Consider the following 23,423-nt stretch of genomic DNA (forward strand, 5'->3'; position numbering starts at 1 on the left):
TGCCTTTACCCAAGAAGCGAGCAACGACAACTACACAAGGAGTTCCCTCATGATGTTGGCTGATCCAAGTAAAAAATACCGTCGCATGTACCAGCGTGTAGACTTGCCTGACCGTCAGTGGCCAAACAACGAAATCAATAAAGCGCCTATTTGGATGAGTACCGACCTCCGTGATGGTAACCAAGCAATTTTTGAACCGATGAACATTGAACAGAAATTCAAAATGTTCCAAATGTTGGTCAAAATTGGCTTTAAACATATTGAAATTGGTTTTCCTTCAGCATCTCAGATTGATTTTGATTTCACACGCAAATTGATTGAGGAAGGTCATATTCCAGATGACGTCTATATCGAAGTTTTAGTACAAGCTCGTGATCACTTGATTGCACGTACCTTTGAATCATTGCAAGGGGCTAAACGTGCTATTGTTCACATCTATAACTCAAACTCGCCAACCTTCCGTAAGAAAGTGTTGAATGTCGATGTGAATGGTGCCAAACAATTGGCAATCAATGCTGCAACCAAAGTTAAAGAATATGCTGCAAAACAGCCTGAAACCGAATTCATTTTTCAATACAGCCCAGAATGCTTTACTGCGACTGAATTAGAAGTCGCAAAAGATGTCTGTGATGCCGTAACCGAAATTTGGGAAGCAGCTCCGAACAATAAAGTTATTTTAAACTTGCCTGCGACTGTGGAAGTATCTGGTCCTCATGTCTACGCAGATCAAATTGAATGGATGCATCGTAATTTAGCCCGTCGTGATGGAGTGATCATTTCTGTACACTGCCACAATGACCGTGGATGTGGTATTGCTGCGTCTGAATTGGCGATCATGGCAGGTGCTGATCGGGTCGAAGGTTGTGTATTTGGAAACGGCGAACGTACAGGTAATGTTGACGTTGCTGCAATTGCCTTGAATATGTATACCCAAGGCGTTGCTTGCGAATTAGATTTTTCTAATATTAATGAAATTATCGCCACTATTGAAGAATGTACAGGTTTACCAGTCCATCCACGACACCCATATGCAGGCGATTTAGTCTTTACTGCATTCTCTGGCTCACACCAAGATGCAATTAAAAAAGGCTTTGAGTTCCAAAAAGACGAAGAAATTTGGGATATGCCTTATTTACCGATCGACCCTAAAGACTTAGGTCGTGATTATGATGCGGTTATCCGAGTCAACTCACAGTCGGGTAAAGGCGGTATTGCATACTTATTAGAATCAAACTACAACGTTGTATTACCACGTCGCTTGCAAATTGAATTCTCGCAAATTGTTCAGCAAGTTGCCGATGAAGAAGGTGTCGAAGTTTCAGCGCAGCAAATATGGACTTTGTTTAAAGACACTTATGTTTCTGCAAAAGATGCTCATTATTCAGCGAAAAACTACAGACTTTCAGACGAAAATGGCAATCAGGTCATTGAGCTTGAGGTAGTCGTGAATGGAGAAAGTCAGCGTTTACGTGGTGAAGGCAATGGTCCAATTTCAGCGATTTTAAATGCACTTCAATTACCAATTGATGTTTTGAACTATGAAGAACGTAGTATCAGCTCTGGTGCACATGCCAAAGCCTTGGCATTAATTGAACTTCAAGTTCAAGGCACAGGTAAGTCAGCATTTGGTGCTGGTGTACATGACAACATTGTGACTTCATCTATTGAGGCAATAATTGCAGCGACCAATCGTTTAATTGATCAAGGGGTACTCAGCACAGATCAAGTGATCGCAGCTGCTGTATAAGCTATATCAATTAAATGACTTTAGAAAGGATACCCCTGAGTGGTATCCTTTCTTTTATCTATTGATATTGATTGATATTACACATCATGACGCAGGGATAAGTTAAAAGTGCTTTGACCATTCATTTCATCTAAATGCGATTTGGATCAACTCAATATCGATCAGCAACTATTCACAAAATATGTTTTTTGATATTGTCATTAATTGTGCAATAAAATTTGAGCAAAATTAAAGTATTGGCTGAATGATCATCATTTAAGGCATTAAAACCTAGTGGTTAAACCTAGACTAAAGTCATGTGCAGTTGAAAAATGACTTTCGTATCATTCGTTTATTCGCAATAATGATGATGTCGTTGTGAGTAACATCAATTTATTCTGCTACCTAAAATTTTAAGGTGAATATTTCCAGTGTCTTTTCCAGCTGATTCAGTGGGGCTTGTGACTCCACAAAAGTTTGAATTCGAAGAACCGTTAGAACTTGAATGTGGTCGAGTGTTGCCACGCTATGAAATCATGGTGGAAACGTATGGTGAGTTGAATGCTGACAAATCAAATGCCATTCTCATTTGTCATGCACTTTCAGGACATCATCATGCTGCGGGTTACCATCATGACGATGATAAAAAAGCTGGCTGGTGGGATGCATGTATTGGACCTGGAAAAGCCATTGATACCTCAAAATTCTTTGTGGTCGCCTTAAATAATATTGGTGGTTGTAGTGGTTCAACAGGACCGACATCGCCTAACCCTGAAAATGAAAATCGCCCATATGGTCCTGACTTTCCTTTAGTGACTGTGCGTGACTGGGTAAAAACTCAAGCACTTCTCTCTGATCGTTTAGGAATCCAAGTTTGGTATTCAATTATTGGTGGCTCATTGGGTGGCATGCAAGCTTTACAATGGTCTGTTGATTATCCTGACCGTTTACAGAAATGCGTCATTATTGCCAGTGCACCTAAACTTTCAGCACAAAATATTGCATTTAACGAAGTTGCTCGTCAGTCCATTTTGTCTGATCCTGATTTTCACAATGGTCGTTATCTGGAGTTAGATAGTTATCCAAAGCGTGGCTTAATTTTGGCGCGTATGGTTGGACACATTACCTATCTTTCAGAAGAAGCCATGAAACAGAAATTTGGTCGTGATTTAAAATCTGGCAAATTTATGTATGGTTTTGATGTAGAGTTCCAAGTCGAAAGCTATTTACGTTATCAAGGTGAACAATTCAGTCGTAACTTTGATGCCAATACTTATTTGATCATGACCAAAGCCTTGGATTATTTTGATCCTTCACGTGAGTACCAACAATCTTTAACCAAAGCTTTGTCCAATACCAAATGTCGCTTTTTAGTGGTGTCATTTACCACGGATTGGCGTTTTAGCCCAGAACGCTCTCAAGAAATCGTCAATGCCTTGATTACCAATCAAAAACCAGTGAGCTACTTAGATATTGATGCTGAACAGGGGCATGATTCTTTTCTGTTCCCAATTCCATTGTACGTCAAATCCTTACGTGCATTTTTAGGTGGTACTGAACACCTCAATTCAACACCTAAGGAGGCTTTGTAATGCGTATTGACCAACAATTGGCTGAAAAATGGATCAATCCTGGTGCAAGTGTGCTCGATTTAGGTTGTGGCGATGGTGAATTATTGTCACAAATGAGCAAAAAACAGCAAATTCATGCTTATGGATTAGAAATTGATCAAGAAAAGATTGCAATTGCGGTCAGCAAAGGGTTAAATATTATACAACAAGACTTAAACCTCGGTTTGGGACGCTTTGCTGACCAGTCTTTTGACTACGTCGTAATGGCACAAGCTTTGCAAGCTGTAGATGCACCTGATGTGCTTCTGCGCGATATGGTGCGTGTGGGGAAACAAGCAATTATTACGTTTCCTAATTTTGCGTATTGGAAGACACGTTCATTCCTTGCGCTGAAAGGAAAGATGCCTGTTTCTGATGCCTTACCGTATATGTGGTACAATACACCTAATATCCACTTATGCACTTTTCGCGATTTTGAAGCCTTATGTGCTGAAAATCAGATTCAAATTATTGATCGACTCGCTGTAAATGGGAACCAACAAGGGAGCTTTTTAAGTAAAGCTGTCCCAAATTTGTTCGGCGAAGTCGCTATTTATCGAGTGAGCGCTCTATGAAGAAATTATTATTAGGCAGTACATTATTTTTTGGGCTGCTCAGTATTCAAGCCCATGCGGACTATGTACCGCAGCAACAACAATCTGTTTCAGCGATGGCAGCTCAGTATGCACATATGAATGTTTCAGATTTACAAAAAGCAGCGAAAGCTGGACAACCAGCAGCACAATTTTATTTAGCAACACATTTCCAAGCCGGTACTGGTGGTGTATCTAAAGATCTTAAACAAGCATTTACATGGTTTAAAGCGGCAGCTGACCAAGGTATTTCTGCAGCTCAGTTAAATGTAGGTCGTATGTATGCTGACGGTTTAGGTGTTGCTAAAAATGAAACATCTGCACGCCAATACTTTGAAAAGGCAGCAAGCCACGGTGACAACCGTGCGAGCTTTAACCTTGCAGTCATGGAAGAACAAAAGAAAAACTATATGGGTGCGTACCAATGGTATGAACTTTCTACACGCGATGGCATGTTAGACAATAAAGTGATCAATATGTCTCAAAGTAAAAAAACGGCTTTGGCTGCAAACTTGACTCAAGATCAAATTCGTACTGCAACACAACGTGCAGATCAATGGATTCAAGCTCAATAAGCTTGAAAATATTTTAAAGCACCTTCGGGTGCTTTTTTTATGCAACAACGAGTAGATACAAATGACACATATGGTTCAACATTTTCATAACACACGAATTTTAATTATTCCTCAAAATGAGGCTACAACGTATTCATTGCATAATATCAATGACCTGTTGAGTTTGGCATTTGCTGAAAATATAGCGCTGATTGCATTGCCTGTAACATCTATAGAAAAGTGCTTTTTTCAATTGAAAAATAGAATTGCAGGCGAATTCATCCAAAAATTTGTCAATTATAAAATCCGTTTAGCCTTTGTAGGAAATATTGAAAAATATACCCATAACATTAAGGTACTCACAGATTTTGTTTATGAATCAAATCATGGAAAGGCATGCTGGTTTATAGAAAACTATGCTGAATTGGAACATAAACTCAAACAAGAATTAAAAAACTAGTTTAAGTGGCTAACACTTCGTGCATAACAAGGCTCATTTCAATCAGCACTGATTATCAGACTTTTAAATATTTCAATAGGAGTTCAACATAATGCAAGAAACGCTCGCTCAATTAATCCAATTTGAATGCCAATTACATCATTCTGAGCGACGGAACCATAAAATATTGGATCAGCGCTTGCACCCCGATTTCAAAGAAATCACTAAATCAGGTCGGATCATAAAAAAAAGCCAAATGCTTGAAGCACTTTTAAATGATCTGGACACAGATATGATTCATGCACAAGACTTCGAACTACAGCAACTCTCTGCTCATAGTGCTTTGTTGACTTACCTCAGCTATCAAGTCGATACCAATACTCAAGTAAAATACAATTCAGCTTTACGTGCTTCGATCTGGGTAATGAATGATCAGCAAGTATGGCAAATGATTTTTCATCAAGGTACGCTTTTGCATTTGTCCGCTGAGTCAGATTCTTCTATACATGGAAAAATATGAATAAGAAAAAATATTATGCTTCACATCGTCAAATGCTTCCACTGGCAATTTTTACTGGTATTTTTGCCTGCCCATTTTGGTACGCTACCCTACTTCTCATTATTGAACTGTTTGAATTTAAGAATGGTGTTAAAAGTCTTTATTTAATTTTTGTCATTGCATTATTGGCAAGTTTTTCATATTTCTTGAGTCGAAAAGCAGTTTTACTATTTAAAAATCAATCCCCTATTCTGGTTTTGACTCAGGATAAAATCCGAACCATCGAATTCAAAGGCAGAAGTGTCATTAAGAAAGAAGTTTTGTTGCGTGATATTGCTCAAATAGAACTCAAAAAAACATTCTTGGATCGTCATTATTATTTACGCTTGATCATGAAAGACCAAAGTATCCAAAAACTCAATCTAAGCTCAGGGCTGATGCGTAATGATGACATCGTTGAGCTTAAGCAAGCGCTAGACTATTAAATCCCTCCTCGCGCAAAACAGCGCTAATCATCAAATTTAGCCACATTTTAATTCACTGATTCAGTTAAAATAGCATCATTTTAACTTTCTGAGTTTGGATCATGTCATCTAAAGATTGGTTATCCCAAGGAACTCTGGTACTTGCCAGTAATAATAAAGGCAAAATTGCTGAGTTTGAAAAACTGTTTGCTGAATTGGCTTTACCTGTTGACGTGATTCCTCAAGGTCAGTTGAATATCGAAGATGCGATTGAAGATGGCTTAAGCTTTATTGAAAATGCAATTATCAAAGCACGTCATGCCAGCCGTATTTCAGGCAAACCTGCAATTGCAGATGATTCTGGGATTTGTGTTCCTGTATTAGGTGGTGCGCCAGGAATTTACTCAGCACGTTATGCAGGTGAACACGGCGATGATGCAGCAAATAATGCAAAACTACTCGAAAACCTCAAACCGTTGCGAAAAGAGAATCAAGTGATCGAAGCCATGTTTGTCTGTGTATTAGCATTAGTTGAGCATGCGGATGATCCTTTACCACAGATTTTCCAAGGTATCTGGCAAGGTGAGGTGCTAGAACAAGCCCGTGGTGAAAATGGTTTTGGTTATGATCCACTGTTCTGGTTACCAGAGCTGGGGATTTCTAGTGCAGAAATGAGCAAACAAGACAAAAATAAAATAAGTCATCGTGGTCAAGCGATGCAATTATTTAAAGCCAGTTTGAAATAAAAATTACCTTTGAAAATTCCTCCCCTACTTTAAAATGAGGGAGGAATAAAATTTATAGGCGCACAAAGAAATCATGAGGCTTTTCAAAGCCTTCCAAATTAACAAAAATAAAGAATTAGAACGATAAAAAATGAATCAACACACCATATAAGACACATATCACACAACTGACTATTGTTCCTGAAGCAATATACTTTGCTGAAATACCCGTTCCTTGATAGTGCGTTTCTAAAGCCACAATATTGGCAGCTGGAGGTAAACAAAATAGTAAGAACATCACACCGATATAGTCATGAATTTGTGGAACTGGTAAAAAGAAATACGCCAAGCTACATAAGATCATCCCACAAAACAGTTTCAGTATTGCCAGTCGAGCACTGATCAATAAGTCGTCCACATGCACTTTGGTTTTTCTTAACCACATCCCCAATACACACATCCCGGTAAAGCTCATACTCCACTTAGAGGCGTTATATATCCAATCTACCCATTGCTGGGTTTGAAAGTGTTGTACCTCAAAACAACGTAAAAGTCCTGCAATGATTAAAGCAATCACGGGCGGTGATTGAAGCACTTTTTTAAACAGTAATACTTTAGATTGAGACGCTGAGCTTACAGAGGTCACAGCCCATGAGTTGCCAAAAATCGAAACACCGATATAAAGCGGAATCATGGCCATACTATGCTCAGCACCAAAAATTGCTAAAGCGATTGGAAAGCCTAACCATGCCATATTGGTATAACTAAAACATAGCGATGCCAAACGATCTTTCGAGCGTTTTAAGTAAACAAAGAAAAGGATAAAGCACGAGAAAAAGGCAAATAGAATTAAAGCAATACTGCCCGATTTATAAAAAACCATATTGTAGATGATGACAATCGGGATAAAGACACGTGCCAGCAATAAAGACATCATCGTCTTTAAATTCATTGAAAATTTGCTATTCGCCAGTATTAACCCACAAATAAATGACAGAACTGGAAATAACAAAGCCACAATATACCCCTTATTCTCAAATCATGATCATACTAGCACTTTCCAAAATCGATAGTGTTTAACATCGCAAAATATTTCAAAAATATTTTCTGTCTTTAAATTGAAATATTAATGTCACTTTTCTGTCACGGATAACTGTTGTTATAGCTCTAAATAAAATAGGAGTTAAAACTATGGCTGGATTATCGATTTGGCATGTACTTATTTTTGCAATCGTGGTGATTTTACTATTTGGTACATCGAAACTGAAAAATTTAGGTAAAGACGTTGGCGGTGCAGTAAAAGATTTTAAGAAATCAATCAAAGATGAAGAAGCGACCCAAGCTTCAATCACTGAAACTCGTACATTAGAGCATCAAACGACCAATACTGATGTGAACTCTACTGTAAAACACTAATCGGTGAGGCGTAGATCATGTTAGATGTTGGATTTTCAGAACTGTTAGTTTTCGGGATCATTGCGCTTTTGGTATTGGGACCCGATAAGCTTCCTGAAGCTGCTCGTTTTGCTGCCAAATGGTACAGTAAATTTAAACGGGCGATCACAAGTGTCCAAAATGATATCGATCGTGAGTTACGTCTTTCTGAGTTTAGAGAGCAAATGCAGCAAGAGATGCAGAAGATTCAAGAACTTGAACAAAAAATGCAAGCTCAGATGCAAGAGCTACAACAACAAAAAATTGCGATAGAACAAGAAACCCATGCTGAACAGCTAGGTCAAAAAAATCTTTTAGCAACATACCATTACTATAAACTAGATACTCAGGTTCCTTCTATTTATATGTTAAATCATGGATTAAATCAGCAAAGTTGCATGATGCCAGCTCCACAAATTGTTCCCATCGAGATGGTCACAACACCACAACTTAAGGTAGCCGTATGACGGATTCACTCGCGCCTCAGGTACAAGACAGCGCATCGACAGAACGTCCCCCTTTAGATGCAATGCCGATTACACAACATCTCATGGTGTTGCGTAAGCATCTATTTAAAATTGTGGGTGCATTGATTCTGATCTTTTTTTGTTTATTGCCTTTTGCCAATAAAACTTATATTGCTCTATCAGAACCATTAAGAAAGCAATTGCCTGCAACATCAACCATGATTGCAACGGATGTCACTGCAACATTTATGGCACCATTTAAGTTGAATTTTTTTATTGCACTGATGCTCGCTATGCCCTTTATTATTTATCAACTTTGGGCATTTATTAAACCAGCACTGTACGAAAAAGAAAAGAATCTAGCATTTCCACTCTTATTTGGCAGCATTATTCTGTTTTATTCGGGTATCGCATTTGCTTATTTCGTTGCTTTACCCTCAATTTTACACTTTTTCATCAGCGTCTCTCCTGAAACAGTTGCACCGATGACGGATATTAATAGCTATCTAAGTTTCTGCTTAAAGCTGTTCTTGGTCTTTGGTCTAACCTTTGAAATTCCAATTATTACTTTAGTTTTGATTCTTATTGGCTTCGTAACCACGAAGACATTGGCTGAAAAACGTCGTTTTATTGTGGTCGGCTGCTTCTTTGTCTCGATGTTTATTACTCCACCAGACGCAATATCAATGATTATGTTAGCCATTCCAATGTGGATGTTATTTGAACTCGGCTTGTTACTCGGTAAAATGATCGAAAAGCGCAAAACTGCAGATGTCTAAATCATAAAAATAAGAAAATATTCAACACTCAAATGGCTTTTAAAAGCCATTTTTTTATTCTCAAAATTTCTCTGACCATCTCCCCCTCAACAATTAAAAGATAAATCACCTAATTTTTATTACTCATATTTAAAATAATTTGATTAAAACTTAGTGAATATTAATATTTTACACCGAATAAATTCTCACTATTAAATATAGATCATAAATTTGATGTATAAATTAACAACAAATTACTCAACATTTATCTCTTTGTGACATTCCTATTACCTTCTTAAATTAATATTAAATTTAACCAATATTAAATATAAAAGTAAGAGAGTTTACATATTAGTTCGCTATGTTTTTAAGCTGAATCAAAATCACATTTCATCTAAAGTTAAAGCCATAGGGAATCTTATGACAGACCTCACGCCATATCATGAAGATCAAGAGTTAGATAACAATACTTCGAATAACATTCATTTCCGTGACATTTTAGAACAACGGATTTCTCGTCGTAGTTTAATTACCAAAACAGCCAGTGGTGCAGCAGCATTAGCTTTAGCATCTAGCTTGACAGGTTGTAATGATGACGATAACAACCCTTCAAATACAGATAGTTCGGTAAAAAAACCAGAAAAACTCAGCTTTACACCTGTTGCAAAAAATCTGAATGATATCGTTACTGTTCCAGCAGGCTACGAAGCTACAGTGCTTTATGCACTCGGAGATCCACTGACACAAAACCTTGCTGAATGGGATGACAACAACGTTCCTTCAGGTGTAAGTTTCACTGCACGATCAGGGGATTGTCATGATGGGATGAGCTATTTTGGTTTAAATTCCAATACAGCTAAATATGATGCAAAAGCATCAAATAGTGGTTTACTGGTAATGAACCATGAATACATCAACCAAACTTTTTTACATCCTAAAGGTGCAACAAGAGTCAATGGTCGTCGTCCAGAAGATGAAGTTATTCGTGAAATGAACGCACACGGCGTATCCATTATCGAATTAAAAAAAGATGCAAGTTCTCAAAAAGTGGATATTGTTAAAAGTTCACCATTTAATCGCCGTATTACCGCATCTACAGTGATGGATTTTGCGGGCATTGTTGCAGGTTCAGATTTAATTAAAACCAAATATTCACCGTCGGCAAAGCAAACACGTGGTACGCATAACAACTGTGGTAATGGTTATACACCATGGGGAACCTACCTCACCACAGAAGAAAACTTCATTGGTTATTTTGTACGCAACAAAGGGGATGATACAAAGCGGACTGCTTCAGAAATCATTGCACTCAATCGCTATGGCTTAAAAGATGGTGCAAGTTCTCGTTATGGCTGGGAAACAGCAATTGGTGCAATCGAAAGTCAAGATTTATATGATCGTTGGAATTCGTCTATTACCGCAGAGACTGCTGACAAAGATTATCGTAACAGTGCCAATACTTTTGGTTGGATCGTAGAAATTGACCCATTTGATAGTCGTTCAAACCCAGTAAAACGGACATCATTAGGTCGTTTTGCGCATGAGGATTGTCGTGCCAGTCGTTTAATCGAAGGCGAAAATTTGACTTTCTATATGGGTGATGATTCACGTGGCGAATACATTTATAAATTCGTATCGGATGCCAAATGGGATGCCAAAGATGTCAATGGCGGTTATCGCGCTGGTGATAAGTATATGAACAGTGGCAAACTTTATGTAGCGCAGTTCAACAATGATGGTACGGGCAAATGGATTGAGTTGGCATATGGAAAAAATGGTTTAAATGATACCAATACGGTGTATCCATTTAAATCTCAAGCGGATGTCACAACATTTGCACGACTTGCTGGTGATGCCGTCAAAGCGACTAAAATGGATCGTCCAGAATGGGTTGCAGTAAATCCTGAAAATGGTGAGGTCTATGTCACGCTTACGAACAACTCAAATCGTGGTACAACACATGCTTTAGATGCCGCCAACCCGAGAAACTATAGTGATCCTGAAGGCGGTAAAGGCAACGTCAATGGTCATATTATCCGCTTCCATGAGAAAGATAATAAAACCACAGCAGAAAGCTTCACTTGGGATATTTATCTATTTGGCGCTGAAGCAAAAATGGCGAGCAACATTAACCTTTCTGCGTTGAATGATAATAATGATTTGTCTTCACCAGATGGCATGTGGTTTGACCCTCGTGGTGTTCTTTGGATTCAAACCGATGATGGTGCCTATACAGATACAACCAACTGTATGATGCTTGCCGCATTGCCAGGTAAAGTCGGTGATGGTGCAAAAGCTATTACCTCAGCGGGACAAGAAACCATTGTTGGCAAGCAAGTGACCGATGAGAATCTGCGTCGTTTCCTTACAGGTCCGAAACAATGTGAAATTACGGGTGTGACCATGACACCGGACTACAAAGCGATTTTCATCAATGTTCAACATCCTGGTGAAGACTCACCAAGCTTTGATAAACCTTCAAGTCACTGGCCTGCATCACAAAAGGATGCGAATAATAAAGTTGCTCGTCCACGTTCAGCAACCGTCGTGATCACACGCAAAGATGGTGGTGTGATTGCAGGTTAAATAAGTATTATGCTTTTAAAGCCATGCAGCTTTAGTTTTGCATGGCTTTTTATCTTTCAATATTACACTTAATTTCGACCAGTTCCCCCAAATGCTCACCTTGTTGCGTTTTTTCAATCCAGTCCAGCGCTGAGAGACCAATTCTTAAAAAATTTGAACAACGTGTGCCATAGACTGGACTTTGTATAAATGTTGAAGACAATAATGCTTCCATCTCTGCATTGATCCCTGTATTTGGAAGTAAATCTGGAATAACTTTGCGCTCATCCTCCAAAATATCCCAAACTGCATGCTGTAAATCTGATTCAAGAATAGAAGTGACTTGTAGCATAGGTAAAAATTCTTGGGTAAATCGTTTACGCAAATGCTTGGTTTTCTCCCAATCATCAGACATCAATCCATTGGAAACCACAAATACGCCTTGCGATAAAACTTGTGGGGCTTCACCACGATTACTCATATACACAGCTTGATGTTGATCACCTACAAATAGATTAAAACCCGCATAGTCTCGCTGCCGTTGTTCAAGTGCTTGGGCAAAACGGATAGGTGTTTGCTCAGATTTTAAAAAATTTTGAACCAAATCTCCGCGCGTGGTGGGATAAGTCTGTTTATCTGCTCCATCGCGATAATTGGTCACAATCGCCCATCGCCCCTGTGGAGTAACGCCCATCCATGTTCCACCCGACTGTAAATCTTGTCCTGCAATTATTCCGTGTTCTGACCACTGTTGTAATTGAGTACTCGGACGATGATAGAATTCATCGCGATTGGAGATCAAACATACAGGTAAGTCATCTAAAACCTGCCAAGCCAACGCCACAATACACATAAAGCACATTCCATGAAGTTTACACATTGAATGTACAACATTTTTAATATCTTTCAGCTAAAATCTGTGCAAAATAGAAAATCAAGGATTAGGAATGCTCACCTACCCGAATATTGACCCGGTTGCAATATCACTGGGTCCAGTCAAAGTTCATTGGTATGGACTCATGTACCTTTTGGCATTTTTATGTGCCTGGGGACTTGCCAACTACCGTGCCAAACAACGCGATCACTGGAATGCCGAAATGGTTTCCGATCTAGTATTCTATGGTGCACTTGGTGTCGTCTTGGGTGGTCGTATTGGCTATGTCTTATTCTATGAGTTTGATAAATTCTTAGCAGACCCAATCTGGCTTTTTAAAGTTTGGACAGGCGGTATGAGTTTCCATGGTGGATTCCTTGGGGTAATGATTGCCATGCTGTTATGGTGTCATAAGTATAAAAAGACTTGGTTTGAAACACTTGATTTTATTGCACCTTGTGTACCAACAGGCTTAATGTTTGGTCGTATTGGTAATTTTATTGGTGGTGAATTGTATGGACGTCAAGTCTCTGATCCTAACTTTGCCTTAGGGATGATTTTTCCAACTGACCCATTACATTTAGTTCGCCATCCTTCACAAATTTATCAAGCATTATGTGAAGGTTTATTGCTGTTCCTTATTCTTTGGTTCTACAGTGCCAAACCTCGTCCACGTTATGCAGTTTCTGCAATCTTCTTAATGGGTTATGGTTGTGCGCGTTTCTTTATGGAATTTTTCCGCGAACCAGATGCAGATCAGGGCTATATCTTGTTTGGTTGGATGACCAAAGGTCAAATCCTTTCATTTCCAATGATCCTTGCGGGGTTATGGCTGATTTGGTATGCGTACCAAAAGAAAATCTTTGATTGGGGTCCACAAAAAAACACTTAAGCATTTATGTTTAAGTTTTAAAAGGTGAAGCGATGCTTCACCTTTTTTATGCTAAATTAGAAAGGTCCAATTTTAATGAAATTACTATGCTTGAATTTTGGTTTGATCCTAAAGTCTCAATCACCAAGAAATTAATTTTCTTCATCTTATCCGCAATACTCAGTATTGGATTATATTGGTATCAACCTTTAACTATCGATAATATTTTGCTTTTTGCAGGCACAGGACTTATTTTTTTGATCTGTCGTTACTGTAAAATTCATTTTGCTGCGAAAAATCCAACTGGACTATTCTATCGTTTATTGACATGGATTCCCTTAGCTTTGCTCTTGGTCTTGATTTTCAAAAATATGAATCAGGGTGAAATTTTAATTCCGGGCGCACAAGGCATCGGCTTTATGGTTTTGGCAGTATGTATTTTTTCCCCGTTGTCATTACTCAATAAAAACACTCCACAGCAAGTATCAAAATAATGTTAGATTTTTGGTATTCCTCACGTTGCACACGTGAAATTAAATTAATCAGCTCAGTTTTGACCTGTGCACTCATTTATTATTGCGCTTCAATTGAAAAGTTAAGCCCTATTTTCACAGTCGTGTGCTTATTATTGGGCGTATTGATTCATATTTTGTTCCAATTGCACTTAAAACTTTCCACAACACATCCATATGCTCAGGGATTTAAAATTCTTTTTTCTATTTTCCCAATTTTCGCTTTGTTGCTGATTTTGTTTTTATTGCCACCATCGCATAAATTATGGATATCAATTCAAGCGGTGGGTTTTACTGCATTGGGTATTTTGAGAAAAGTGGGCGAATCAACTAAGCTTCAAGACGATAATATTCATATGTCACATTGGGATCTTTATAAACATCATAACTACGTTGTCTGAAATCAGAAACCCATTGTGTACCTGTAAAGCCGGCGATATGCCCATAGCGATGACGGCTTGTACTGTTGATGATATAAATATCACCTTCTTGCGGATTATCAAAATCTGGGCGGATTTGTTTATAACCAATTTCTGTCAGAGTTGAACCCCAATCTGATGCTGCTACAGGATGATCAGAAAAACGGGCACCTGCTGACTCTAATGCAATCCGCACATATCTTGCACAACGATGTGCTGTAGTGCTTCGTGACATGCTAACGAGTTTTTCGGTGAATTTACCAATATCGATTAAACTTTCTTTCTTGAACGCTTCAGTTTGATTTTTAAAATTTTCAAAGGCTTTGCTTTTTAGGTATTCTTCTGGTCGAAAATTATTATTTTGATTTTCCGATCGAATCTGAATATGAACCGTGGGATTCACGTATTCATTCATATTAACATTGTGGTCGTAAATCATGTACTGTCCTCAAACTGCCCTTTTGAATTGATTCAAACCACCTTGTTTAAACCAATAACAACTTTTCACAAGCCATGAATACTAATCAGCAAATCTTAAAATGTAGACTTAAAACATGTAAAAAAATATGTAAGTGTTAATAAATCTCATTTGTCTGCTTTCAACTTACTGAAACTTTTGAGATTACCTTAAAAACAGACAGGGTTTGTTTGGTTAAAAAATAAGCATAAATAATTTTATTAGCTGTAGCGGTAAAACTTTTTCTTAATCTAATCAACATATTAAACTGTCAATTTGGTCACATTTTTTGTTTTTTATTGGCGCTAAAACTAAATCATTAATATCGCTATTTATCTCAAAGCTGATGCAAAGGACATCAGCTTGGTCGCTCACCAAAAAATACTTAATAACAATCCCAATTGTAAACAACTTTAGAAAAATCTCTTTTGGCAAGATCATCAGGGTGGATAAAGAAATTGCCTACTCCAGAATCACCCCACATGATATCTACTTCACCTGCATCATCTGTATCAATTTGCAGTAATAGCACATAGTCTTGAATCGACTCATTGTATTCACGTGGATCAGTTTGAGTAAAAAATGGGTATCCACCTAAACGATGCCCACTCGCTGAAATAACTTCGGTATATTCATCACAGAACTCCTCCTCATCATCTCGGTCATAAGGGTCTGTCACTTTTTCAGCAAAATCAAAGTTATTCATATCGATATAACTTTCAGATTTCTCAAACTGAATCGCGGCTTGACCTGCAATCGGGCTATAAATATCATCTCCATCAAAACTTGGAAAATTTGTTTGCAAATTTGCAGAATCATGTTCAACGCTGTCATGAAAGATGATTTTAAAACCATCTTGCTTTTGCTGATCATCAAAATCCATTCCATATAAGTCATCATGTGGATTGATAAAAAATTGCAAGATCCCAGACTGGGGATAAATATTATTTTCTGGTAATTCAGCAAAATTGATTTGCGCCAATAATTGTAAATTTTCACCTTCTGAGCTTTGCGGATATTGCTGCGCTAAATGTAAATAAGGATGTCCGCCAACTTTACTCTGCCAAATTTCTAAATGCTCAGCAGGCAGTAATGATATTTCGATGCTGTCTTTTTTAGTTGCCGCAATTTGTTGTTTATACGCTTGTAAAGCAGCTGGAAGTTCATTCAAATTTATACTCATTTTCAAATTCTCTAAATATTCGATTAAAGTCACAAACAGAAAAATATTCTTTGTTAAAAACAAAGCCAGATTAGTATAAACTCTGAGACTATTCGAAAGTATTACGAATGGGTAATGGTGCGACATAATCTGTCATTTGTATCATCCCCCTTCCCAAATTGGAACTTCTATGAAAGCGTATTTAGACCTTCTACAACATATCCTAGACAATGGCGGTGACAAAGGTGATCGTACAGGTACAGGTACTCGTTCTGTATTCGGTCATCAAATGCGTTTTGACTTGTCTAAGGGCTTCCCTTTACTTACCACTAAAAAAGTTCATTTCCGCTCAATCGTGATTGAATTATTGTGGTTCTTAAAAGGTGACACCAATGTTCAATATCTAAAAGACAATAAAGTGTCGATTTGGGATGAATGGTCTACTGCGGAACAAACTGCCCGTTTTGGTCGTCCTGAAGGTGAACTTGGTCCTGTTTATGGTCATCAATGGCGTAATTTTGGGGCAACTCAAAAAGAAAATGGTTTATTTGAAAATGATGGTTTTGATCAGATCAGTTGGTTAATTAATGAAATTAAGACCAATCCAAACTCACGTCGCTTAATTGTATCAGGTTGGAATCCAAAAGAAGCAGGCAAAGTTGCTTTACCGCCATGTCACACTTTATTTCAGTTCTTCGTTCAAGATGGAAAACTGTCTTGCCAACTGTATCAACGTAGTGCTGATGTCTTCTTGGGTGTTCCTTTCAATATTGCCAGTTATGCATTACTGACTCATATGATTGCACAAGTTTGTGGTCTAGGCGTAGGAGACTTTGTTTGGACTGGCGGTGATACACATTTGTATGTGAACCATTTTGAACAGGCAAAATTACAATTGACCCGTGAACCTTTGCCATTATGTCAGCTCAAACTTAACCCTGCGATTCAAGATATTTTTGATTTCAAATTTGAAGATATTGAAATTGTGGGTTATGAATCCCATGCTGCGATTAAAGCTCCAGTTGCTGTGTAATTTTTAATAATCCAATTTGTGATTTTGCTCCCTTTTTCAAGGAGGAAAATCATGGAATGGATGACGAAGTGGATTAAGTATGACATTTAAAAATTTTGAAATTGTTCATGTGGTTGCCATGGATCAACAACACTGCATTGGTAAAGCAAATGATCTTCCTTGGCATATCTCGGCAGACCTAAAACATTTCAAAGAAATTACCCAAGGTGGCGTGGTTGTCATGGGTCGTAAAACACTTGAATCAATGGGACGCGCACTACCAAAGCGTGTAAATTGGGTCATTACACGTGATTCAGATTGGCAGTTTGAGGGTGTAAAAACAGCCAACAGTATTGAATCTGCTTTGGAACAAGCCATTCCTGATGTTTTGGCTTCAGAAAAACCAACCAGCATCTTTATTATTGGTGGTGGTGAAATTTTCAAGCAAACGATTCATATTACAGATCGACTTGAACTGACTCATATTGATCTTGATGTTCAAGGTGATGCACATTATCCAGAAATTCCTCAAGAATTTAAGAAAGTCGCCAGCGAGTCACATGTTGACGACAAAACAGCTATTGCTTTTGAATTTGCAACATATAGAAAATAGCACTGAACTTTATTAATAAAAATAGCTGCTTATGGATAGCTTAAAAACGAAACCAATGCTACACAGATTAGGAATGGGTTTACTCCATTCCTTATTTAGCCTATTTGTTGTCATGACGAGTATTTGGTTTTGTCTTGCCATTTGGATTCAACAACCTTTAGGTCAAATCTTTAGCTATTTTATTATTATCCTATGGGCGATTTTTGCGCTGAGCATTCTTGGAATTTATTTCACCAAGAATCTATTTACTCGAAAAATTGACAGTTTGATTTATTTGGTTGCATTTCTTCTGAGCTTGGTTTGGTATTTTAATATCCCCGCTAAACAAGACCGTGAATGGAGTCCTGAAGTTTCCAGAATTTTTAGCTATGAAAAGCAAGGTCAACTGGTCACAATTCATAATGTTCGAAATTTCGATTGGCGCACAACCGATCAATATGATGAGCGATGGGAAACACGAACGTATAATTTAGATGATATTACAGGTGTAAATATCATCACCTCATATTGGATGGGACCACAAATTGCGCATACCTTAGTGAGTTTTAATTTTTCAAATCAACGACCTTTAGTTTTCTCAATCGAAATTCGTAAAGAAAAAAATGAAAGTTTTTCTGCGATAGGTGGTTTCTTTAGACAGTTTGAGCTAAGCCTCATTGCCGCAGATGAAAAAGATATTGTCTATACACGAAGCAATATCCGAGGTGAACAAGTTTATTTTTTCCCTGTTCGATTACCAAAGGCTGAAAGCCAAGCATTATTTGAAGAATACTTATCTAAATCTGCAGATTTAGCCAAGCATCCAAAATGGTATAACACCCTAACCAGCAACTGCACAACTTTGGTTTTTGATATGGTTCAAGCCATTTCAGCTCAAAAACTTCCAACAGACTATCGTTTAATTGCTTCTGGATATTTACCCAATTATTTGTACGATCTAGGTGCTCTAAATCATCAGTGGTCTATGCATGAATGGTACGAAAAAGCCCATGTGAATCCCAGAACTGATGAATATGCACATTTTAAATATCAAAATAGTGCTAATTTTTCTAAGGTTCTCCGTTTAGGTTTACCAGAAGAATATGCGAAATAATATGTAACGGTGTTTAAATTAATCCAGTGATATACTTCATTTCTATTGATATAAAATTATGACAAGATTAGGGAGAACACTTATGTTCAAAGCCATTATTGCAGCGACAATAATAACATCAACACTTTTTGCAACTGGATGTACCTCAACACCAAGTAGCACCCAGCAAGCACAAAACCTCAGTTTATTGCAAAATAAAAATTGGACCCTCACATATATTGGTGCAACAGAATATAAGGCTGACCCAAGCTCACGTAAGGCTCCCAGTATTCAATTTGGTTCAGATTTACGTGTAAGTGGCAGTGATGGCTGTAATCGCATCATGGGACAATATGCATTAAAAGGACAACATATCACGATCGGGCAATTGGCTTCGACCAAAATGCTTTGTCCAAGCAGCATGCAAATCGCCACCCAATATACTGAAGCATTAAGCAAAGCTCAGGGCTTTCAAGTCTATGACAAGACCTTAAAGTTAGTCGATCAACATGGTAATCGTGTTTTGCAGTTTACGACACCTTAAACTTTAAAAAACTAATAACATAGATTGGCTAAAAGTTTAAGCATTTAGACTTTTAGCTTTTTTAGCTTCATCCAACTTTAAATCAGTAATCAGTAAAAAATAAAGACAATAATTTTACTACACACGCAAACGAATAATTCGACTTACAATAGTGCTGATTTAAAATTGAGAATATTTAAATGAAAGTTGTTGGTCTGATCTTAATCTCTTGCCTATTTTTATCTGCATGTAGTTCAATGAATGTAAGACCCACTGTTGGCGTGAGTATGGGTACATCCGTAAAATAAAAAACAGCGCAGAAGCGCTGTTTTTTTAAATTAATTCAGACTATTTATAATTTGAACAGCTAGAAATATCTGTTCCATAGGGACTAACACGATCAGGTCTATATTTACCATTTAAATTATCAACATCATCTTCCGCAACAGATGGCATAAAAGATAAAGCCGTTTTGTTATCTTTCGTTGATACAATTGTTGAAGCTGTTAAATTAACTCGTAACCAATTTGAATAGTTTCGATTGTACCTAATTCTGAATGCAAATTTACCTTGTGAATCAGTAACAAAGCTACCCTTTGTATTCAATATGGAGCCATCCGCTGCCAGGATAGAAATAGGATTTGGGAATTCTGTACTTGGACACTGAACATAAGTAACTACACGCTTAGCAACCTTATTTTCGTAAACTGTATAATCACGTGACCAATCAAGATAACTATACCAATCCCAAATTCCAGAACCATCTTGACCATAGGTATAATCACGCACCCACTTAAACTCACCTTTGTAAAAACTGTCTAAATCTAAAGAAATACTAATCTTTTGATTTGGAATAGGATTACCCGCCGTATCAACTACAGTCGCAGAAAAATCTTTATAATAATTGGTATCATCACCAACAATTTTTAAAATCTGTTCATTATGGGCAACTGTGATAAATGCGGATTGCATAGAAACTGTAAGTAATAAGTTTTCAGAATAAACTGGGGCTGGAGCAACAGCACTTTCAGTTGAAGCCTGAATTTCAACGCCCCCACCTAATGTTTGAGCAGAACCAGCAGTATAAATAACTGTAGCACGTCCCGCAGAATCGGTGATAGCAGATGGCTGAGAAATACGACCACTGAGCGAAGTATCTTTCAGAGTTTTAAAGTTAACTTTTATGTTTGGAATTGGTGTACCATTTTGATCCTTTACCAATGCAATAACTTTAGTATTAGCTCCTGGAGCCAAAACACTTGCCTCGGATTGAATTGAAATAGTTTTTGGAACGCCGGCACTCACTTGTTGTGAGATATAAATTACATTGTTGCCAAACTGTGCAGAAATTGTCGCGATAGCTGCAATTGCTCCATTTAGAACAGTTGTAGCATCACCAACCCACTGCCCATTTTCTTGACGAATATTTGTGATTGCAGCTGTTGGAGTTACAGTGCCATTTGTTGTCTCAAAGCTTACTGTCTTCCCTTGCAATTCAGTTTGTGTAAGAGCTGAAACCTTAACCGTAATATTCTTATTTACACCAACACCAACAGGATTACTATCTGAGACTGCTTGAATTACTTTATTGGCAATATTAGCAGTTAAAATAATACCACCTGAGGAAAGTAAATTTGAAACTGTTTGATTTTGTCCTTCTACCGCAATTTTAGCTATTAGCTCCAACTTTTGATTCGTCGAATTTCGAACAGTAACATACGGTATTTTGAAAATAGCATTTCCACTGACATCAGTCGGGATAGCTGAAAAAACCTCTTCACCCGATGCATTAACAAGTGAAGCTTTTGCACCAACCAATGCTTTTCCTGCAGCATCAACTGCAGTTACAGTAACAGTGCCAATTTGGTCTTGTTCAAGTAGACTAACATCAGAAGATATCGCTACAACTGTACCATTTACAGGTATTGTAAGTTCTTGTTTCACTTTTCCAGATGTAATAACGATGGTAATTGTTCGATTCATCTTAAAATTTAAATTTGAACTCGCTGACAGTACAACATTAGTTGTTACAATACCTTTGTCATCACTCGGTAAATTTCCCTGGGTGCTTAAGCTTGCACCAGAATTAGCAGCATCAACAATTTCAATTTTGACATTAGCCTTTGGAATAATTGCACCATTCTTATCTAATGTCCTAATTGTTAAAGTTAAACTATCATCAGTTCCAGCATTCAAACTTGCTTTACTTTGCCCTACAGACAAAAGTTCAGCTGAAGTCAGAGCTATTTCTGTGCCACCGCCATTATTACCATTATTTGAGCCGCTATTATTACCATCATAATAACCGCCACCGCCACCACAACTTGCTAACAAAATTGAAATTGCTATAGCACTTAACTTGCCAGTAACCTTCTTAGTGTCCATAATTTTACTCAACGTAAGAGTCCCCAAAAAATTGTTGTAGATTATTTTGAGTGCTATGTAACCATAGATATTTATATGTGTAAATACGCTATTTCAAAATGTTTTTTAATGTAATTTTTATTATTTAAAATCAGGTTTATACAATGTACGACATCATTATCATTGGTGCAGGAACAGCAGGCATCAGCGCATATAAAGAAGCAATTAAATATACCTCCAACCTATTGATAATTAACAAAGGACCTTGGGATACTACCTGTGTTCGAGTCGGATGCATGCCAAGTAAAGTTTTAATTTCAACAGCCAATCAAATGCATGATATTCAACACGCGGATGAAGTTGCCTTAAGTGTTCAATCAGAAATTAATACAGATCGAGTGATGCAACATGTCCAAAATTTACGTGATCGCTTTGCACGAGCAACACTGAAAGATGTAGAAAGCTGGGAAGAGAAACATAAAATTGATGGTGAAGCTAAGTTTATAAATGCCCATACAGTTGAGGTCAATGGTCAACGATATCAAGCAAAGTCATTTATTTTGGCTGTCGGTTCAACACCAACCTACGACAAAGATTGGAAAAAGAATATTGGGAATAAACTCATCACATCCGATGAAGTCTTTGAACTTAAAACGCTACCTAAATCAATTGCAGTAATTGGGAGTGGCGTAATTGCTATTGAATTAGCCCAAGCCATGCATCGTTTAGGCGTGAATACGACTATTTTTGCTAGAAGTAAAAAAGTTGGTGTATTGACCAGCCCAAGTTTACAAGCAATTGCGCAAACAACACTTTCAAAAGAGCTGGATATTAAATTCGAGATTTTACCCAACTCAATTGAAGACACAGAGCTTGGGGTTGCAGTTTCATTTATAGAAAATGATGAAACCAATACAATACAGGTAGATTATGTTTTAACGGCAACAGGTCGAAGTTCAAATTTATCAACTCTTGCGTTAGAAAATATAGATGCTTCATTTTCAGATTTAAAAAATCTACCTATTCATAAAAACTCAAAACAACTCGCTAATTTTCCAATATTTATTGTTGGAGATGCATTTACACAAACGCCATTACAACATGAAGCAGCGCATGAAGGGAGGAATGTTGTTTCAAGCTGTTTAAATTTCCCAAAAATTCAAGATTTAAATACGCTGGCACCGCTGGGTATTGTCTTCTGTAGCCCTGAAATGGGAATGGTCGGTCAAAATTATGCTGCACTGTCTAAATCAAATATAGAATTTATTACAGGATTCGTTTCTTATGAAAAACAAGGGCGAGCATTAGTTTTAGGAAAAAATAAAGGTGCAATTGAAGTTTATGTGGATAAAAAAACCAGAAAGTTGCTTGGTGCTGAGCTTTTTGTTGAATCTGCAGAACATATGGCACATTTACTGTCTTGGATGATCGCTGAAGATCTCACTATCGATGAAATATTAAGCAAGCCTTTCTATCACCCCACATTGGAAGAAGGCATAAGAACAGCTTTAAAACATGCAAGACGACAATTAAATTTGAGATAAAAATTCCTTTCAGTTAAAAGCTCTACCACAAGGTAGCGCTTTTATTTCTATTCTTAATTTTTTCTCATTTCTATCTTTTTCTTTTCTTTATTATTTTCTTTGATTTACGCATAAAAAAACACCCTCAACATTTTAGTTGAGGGTGTTTTAAGAATTAAAAGCTGGC

At 37.5% G+C, this 23,423-nt stretch carries 24 protein-coding genes; 19 read left to right on the top strand and 5 right to left on the bottom strand.

What is annotated here, in order from left to right; all coding sequences use genetic code 11:
- The first annotated feature begins 49 nt into the window (after positions 1–49).
- The 8 genes from leuA (at position 50) to rdgB (ending at position 6,631) form a co-directional block, all read left to right on the top strand.
- On the top strand, positions 50–1,747 hold the full coding sequence (gene leuA, locus AAV97_RS15020; protein ID WP_046760959.1) for a 2-isopropylmalate synthase: 1,698 nt from the start codon (positions 50–52) through the stop codon (positions 1,745–1,747).
- 410 nt (positions 1,748–2,157) lie between these two features.
- Positions 2,158–3,318, top strand: coding sequence for a homoserine O-succinyltransferase MetX (gene metX / locus AAV97_RS15025; RefSeq protein ID WP_009586392.1), 1,161 nt, complete (start codon positions 2,158–2,160; stop codon positions 3,316–3,318).
- Complete coding sequence (gene metW, locus AAV97_RS15030; protein ID WP_004830182.1) at positions 3,318–3,911, top strand: methionine biosynthesis protein MetW; 594 nt, start codon at positions 3,318–3,320, stop codon at positions 3,909–3,911. Before metX ends, metW begins: the two co-directional genes overlap by 1 nt.
- A complete protein-coding gene (locus tag AAV97_RS15035) occupies positions 3,908–4,504 on the top strand; it encodes a tetratricopeptide repeat protein (RefSeq protein WP_004830183.1) in 597 nt (198 codons plus the stop codon). Before metW ends, AAV97_RS15035 begins: the two co-directional genes overlap by 4 nt.
- Positions 4,505–4,565: 61 nt before the next feature.
- Positions 4,566–4,943 carry a DUF4180 domain-containing protein gene (locus tag AAV97_RS15040; RefSeq protein ID WP_046760960.1) on the top strand — a complete coding sequence of 126 codons (378 nt, stop codon included), beginning with the start codon at positions 4,566–4,568 and terminating at the stop codon, positions 4,941–4,943.
- A gap of 91 nt (positions 4,944–5,034) precedes the next feature.
- The gene (locus tag AAV97_RS15045) at positions 5,035–5,442 is read left to right on the top strand and encodes a DUF4440 domain-containing protein (RefSeq protein WP_046760961.1); all 408 of its coding nucleotides are present in this window, start codon (positions 5,035–5,037) and stop codon (positions 5,440–5,442) included.
- Positions 5,439–5,906, top strand: a complete 468-nt coding sequence (locus AAV97_RS15050; protein WP_046760962.1) for a hypothetical protein — start codon at positions 5,439–5,441, stop codon at positions 5,904–5,906. Before AAV97_RS15045 ends, AAV97_RS15050 begins: the two co-directional genes overlap by 4 nt.
- 101 nt (positions 5,907–6,007) lie before the next feature.
- Positions 6,008–6,631, top strand: a complete 624-nt coding sequence (rdgB, locus tag AAV97_RS15055; RefSeq protein WP_009586398.1) for an RdgB/HAM1 family non-canonical purine NTP pyrophosphatase — start codon at positions 6,008–6,010, stop codon at positions 6,629–6,631.
- Positions 6,632–6,746: 115 nt separating this feature from the next.
- Here rdgB and AAV97_RS15060 read toward each other — a convergent pair whose 3' ends face one another.
- Entirely contained in the window at positions 6,747–7,628 is an 882-nt protein-coding gene (locus tag AAV97_RS15060) for a permease (RefSeq protein WP_046760963.1), read from the bottom strand.
- 173 nt (positions 7,629–7,801) lie between these two features.
- Between AAV97_RS15060 and tatA the strand changes: the two genes are divergently transcribed.
- The 4 genes from tatA (at position 7,802) to AAV97_RS15080 (ending at position 11,855) form a co-directional block, all read left to right on the top strand.
- The gene (gene tatA / locus AAV97_RS15065) at positions 7,802–8,026 is read left to right on the top strand and encodes a Sec-independent protein translocase subunit TatA (RefSeq protein WP_004830191.1); all 225 of its coding nucleotides are present in this window, start codon (positions 7,802–7,804) and stop codon (positions 8,024–8,026) included.
- 17 nt (positions 8,027–8,043) lie between these two features.
- Positions 8,044–8,511: a Sec-independent protein translocase protein TatB gene (gene tatB / locus AAV97_RS15070; protein ID WP_042087483.1), complete on the top strand. Its 468-nt coding sequence runs from the start codon at positions 8,044–8,046 to the stop codon at positions 8,509–8,511.
- Entirely contained in the window at positions 8,508–9,290 is a 783-nt protein-coding gene (tatC, locus tag AAV97_RS15075) for a twin-arginine translocase subunit TatC (RefSeq protein ID WP_004830193.1), read from the top strand. Before tatB ends, tatC begins: the two co-directional genes overlap by 4 nt.
- Before the next feature lie 399 nt (positions 9,291–9,689).
- Positions 9,690–11,855 (top strand): PhoX family protein, encoded by a 2,166-nt coding sequence (locus AAV97_RS15080; RefSeq protein WP_046760964.1) that lies wholly within the window; start codon positions 9,690–9,692, stop codon positions 11,853–11,855.
- A gap of 49 nt (positions 11,856–11,904) precedes the next feature.
- On the opposite strand, the gene AAV97_RS15085 is transcribed toward AAV97_RS15080, so the two are convergent.
- Positions 11,905–12,687 carry an NRDE family protein gene (locus AAV97_RS15085; protein ID WP_046760965.1) on the bottom strand — a complete coding sequence of 261 codons (783 nt, stop codon included), beginning with the start codon at positions 12,685–12,687 and terminating at the stop codon, positions 11,905–11,907.
- A 94-nt stretch (positions 12,688–12,781) separates the two neighbouring features.
- Here AAV97_RS15085 and lgt point away from each other — a divergent pair, with 94 nt between their 5' ends.
- On the top strand, positions 12,782–13,600 hold the full coding sequence (lgt, locus tag AAV97_RS15090) for a prolipoprotein diacylglyceryl transferase (RefSeq protein ID WP_042087490.1): 819 nt from the start codon (positions 12,782–12,784) through the stop codon (positions 13,598–13,600).
- An 86-nt stretch (positions 13,601–13,686) separates the two neighbouring features.
- On the top strand, positions 13,687–14,073 hold the full coding sequence (locus AAV97_RS15095) for a hypothetical protein (RefSeq protein ID WP_046760966.1): 387 nt from the start codon (positions 13,687–13,689) through the stop codon (positions 14,071–14,073).
- Between the two features lie 348 nt (positions 14,074–14,421).
- Here the strand turns inward: AAV97_RS15095 and AAV97_RS15105 are convergent, their stop codons facing one another.
- Both AAV97_RS15105 and AAV97_RS15110 read right to left on the bottom strand, forming a co-directional pair.
- Complete coding sequence (locus AAV97_RS15105) at positions 14,422–14,949, bottom strand: hypothetical protein (protein ID WP_004830202.1); 528 nt, start codon at positions 14,947–14,949, stop codon at positions 14,422–14,424.
- 403 nt (positions 14,950–15,352) lie between these two features.
- Positions 15,353–16,150 (bottom strand): YwqG family protein, encoded by a 798-nt coding sequence (locus AAV97_RS15110; RefSeq protein ID WP_046760968.1) that lies wholly within the window; start codon positions 16,148–16,150, stop codon positions 15,353–15,355.
- A 169-nt stretch (positions 16,151–16,319) separates the two neighbouring features.
- Between AAV97_RS15110 and thyA the strand changes: the two genes are divergently transcribed.
- The 4 genes from thyA to AAV97_RS15130 all read left to right on the top strand — a co-directional run bounded on the left by thyA (position 16,320) and on the right by AAV97_RS15130 (position 19,370).
- On the top strand, positions 16,320–17,162 hold the full coding sequence (gene thyA / locus AAV97_RS15115) for a thymidylate synthase (protein ID WP_005033776.1): 843 nt from the start codon (positions 16,320–16,322) through the stop codon (positions 17,160–17,162).
- A 79-nt stretch (positions 17,163–17,241) separates the two neighbouring features.
- Complete coding sequence (locus tag AAV97_RS15120; RefSeq protein ID WP_009586372.1) at positions 17,242–17,754, top strand: dihydrofolate reductase; 513 nt, start codon at positions 17,242–17,244, stop codon at positions 17,752–17,754.
- A 31-nt stretch (positions 17,755–17,785) separates the two neighbouring features.
- Entirely contained in the window at positions 17,786–18,847 is a 1,062-nt protein-coding gene (locus AAV97_RS15125) for a DUF4105 domain-containing protein (protein ID WP_042087501.1), read from the top strand.
- Positions 18,848–18,929: 82 nt separating this feature from the next.
- The gene (locus AAV97_RS15130; RefSeq protein WP_046760969.1) at positions 18,930–19,370 is read left to right on the top strand and encodes an META domain-containing protein; all 441 of its coding nucleotides are present in this window, start codon (positions 18,930–18,932) and stop codon (positions 19,368–19,370) included.
- A 327-nt stretch (positions 19,371–19,697) separates the two neighbouring features.
- Here AAV97_RS15130 and AAV97_RS15135 read toward each other — a convergent pair whose 3' ends face one another.
- The gene (locus AAV97_RS15135) at positions 19,698–21,734 is read right to left on the bottom strand and encodes an Ig-like domain-containing protein (RefSeq protein ID WP_046760970.1); all 2,037 of its coding nucleotides are present in this window, start codon (positions 21,732–21,734) and stop codon (positions 19,698–19,700) included.
- Positions 21,735–21,877: 143 nt separating this feature from the next.
- Between AAV97_RS15135 and AAV97_RS15140 the strand changes: the two genes are divergently transcribed.
- Complete coding sequence (locus tag AAV97_RS15140) at positions 21,878–23,257, top strand: dihydrolipoyl dehydrogenase (RefSeq protein WP_046760971.1); 1,380 nt, start codon at positions 21,878–21,880, stop codon at positions 23,255–23,257.
- Positions 23,258–23,423 lie beyond the last annotated feature (166 nt).

The sequence above is a fragment of the Acinetobacter sp. Ag2 genome, from assembly GCF_001005515.1.
Classification (GTDB): domain Bacteria; phylum Pseudomonadota; class Gammaproteobacteria; order Pseudomonadales; family Moraxellaceae; genus Acinetobacter; species Acinetobacter bereziniae.

What these genes read in the sequence shown, in the direction of transcription:
- AAV97_RS15050 (WP_046760962.1), top strand. Translation starts at nt 5,439, where the DNA reads ATGAATAAGAAAAAATATTATGCTTCACATCGTCAAATGCTTCCACTG.
- metW (WP_004830182.1), top strand. Translation starts at nt 3,318, where the DNA reads ATGCGTATTGACCAACAATTGGCTGAAAAATGGATCAATCCTGGTGCA.
- AAV97_RS15080 (WP_046760964.1), top strand. Translation starts at nt 9,690, where the DNA reads ATGACAGACCTCACGCCATATCATGAAGATCAAGAGTTAGATAACAAT.
- AAV97_RS15045 (WP_046760961.1), top strand. Translation starts at nt 5,035, where the DNA reads ATGCAAGAAACGCTCGCTCAATTAATCCAATTTGAATGCCAATTACAT.
- rdgB (WP_009586398.1), top strand. Translation starts at nt 6,008, where the DNA reads ATGTCATCTAAAGATTGGTTATCCCAAGGAACTCTGGTACTTGCCAGT.
- tatC (WP_004830193.1), top strand. Translation starts at nt 8,508, where the DNA reads ATGACGGATTCACTCGCGCCTCAGGTACAAGACAGCGCATCGACAGAA.
- AAV97_RS15135 (WP_046760970.1), bottom strand. Translation starts at nt 21,734, where the DNA reads ATGGACACTAAGAAGGTTACTGGCAAGTTAAGTGCTATAGCAATTTCA.
- AAV97_RS15140 (WP_046760971.1), top strand. Translation starts at nt 21,878, where the DNA reads ATGTACGACATCATTATCATTGGTGCAGGAACAGCAGGCATCAGCGCA.
- AAV97_RS15035 (WP_004830183.1), top strand. Translation starts at nt 3,908, where the DNA reads ATGAAGAAATTATTATTAGGCAGTACATTATTTTTTGGGCTGCTCAGT.
- lgt (WP_042087490.1), top strand. Translation starts at nt 12,782, where the DNA reads ATGCTCACCTACCCGAATATTGACCCGGTTGCAATATCACTGGGTCCA.
- tatA (WP_004830191.1), top strand. Translation starts at nt 7,802, where the DNA reads ATGGCTGGATTATCGATTTGGCATGTACTTATTTTTGCAATCGTGGTG.
- AAV97_RS15105 (WP_004830202.1), bottom strand. Translation starts at nt 14,949, where the DNA reads ATGATTTACGACCACAATGTTAATATGAATGAATACGTGAATCCCACG.
- AAV97_RS15085 (WP_046760965.1), bottom strand. Translation starts at nt 12,687, where the DNA reads ATGTGTATTGTGGCGTTGGCTTGGCAGGTTTTAGATGACTTACCTGTA.
- thyA (WP_005033776.1), top strand. Translation starts at nt 16,320, where the DNA reads ATGAAAGCGTATTTAGACCTTCTACAACATATCCTAGACAATGGCGGT.
- AAV97_RS15120 (WP_009586372.1), top strand. Translation starts at nt 17,242, where the DNA reads ATGACATTTAAAAATTTTGAAATTGTTCATGTGGTTGCCATGGATCAA.
- AAV97_RS15130 (WP_046760969.1), top strand. Translation starts at nt 18,930, where the DNA reads ATGTTCAAAGCCATTATTGCAGCGACAATAATAACATCAACACTTTTT.
- AAV97_RS15110 (WP_046760968.1), bottom strand. Translation starts at nt 16,150, where the DNA reads ATGAGTATAAATTTGAATGAACTTCCAGCTGCTTTACAAGCGTATAAA.
- AAV97_RS15095 (WP_046760966.1), top strand. Translation starts at nt 13,687, where the DNA reads ATGCTTGAATTTTGGTTTGATCCTAAAGTCTCAATCACCAAGAAATTA.
- leuA (WP_046760959.1), top strand. Translation starts at nt 50, where the DNA reads ATGATGTTGGCTGATCCAAGTAAAAAATACCGTCGCATGTACCAGCGT.
- AAV97_RS15040 (WP_046760960.1), top strand. Translation starts at nt 4,566, where the DNA reads ATGACACATATGGTTCAACATTTTCATAACACACGAATTTTAATTATT.
- tatB (WP_042087483.1), top strand. Translation starts at nt 8,044, where the DNA reads ATGTTAGATGTTGGATTTTCAGAACTGTTAGTTTTCGGGATCATTGCG.
- AAV97_RS15125 (WP_042087501.1), top strand. Translation starts at nt 17,786, where the DNA reads ATGGATAGCTTAAAAACGAAACCAATGCTACACAGATTAGGAATGGGT.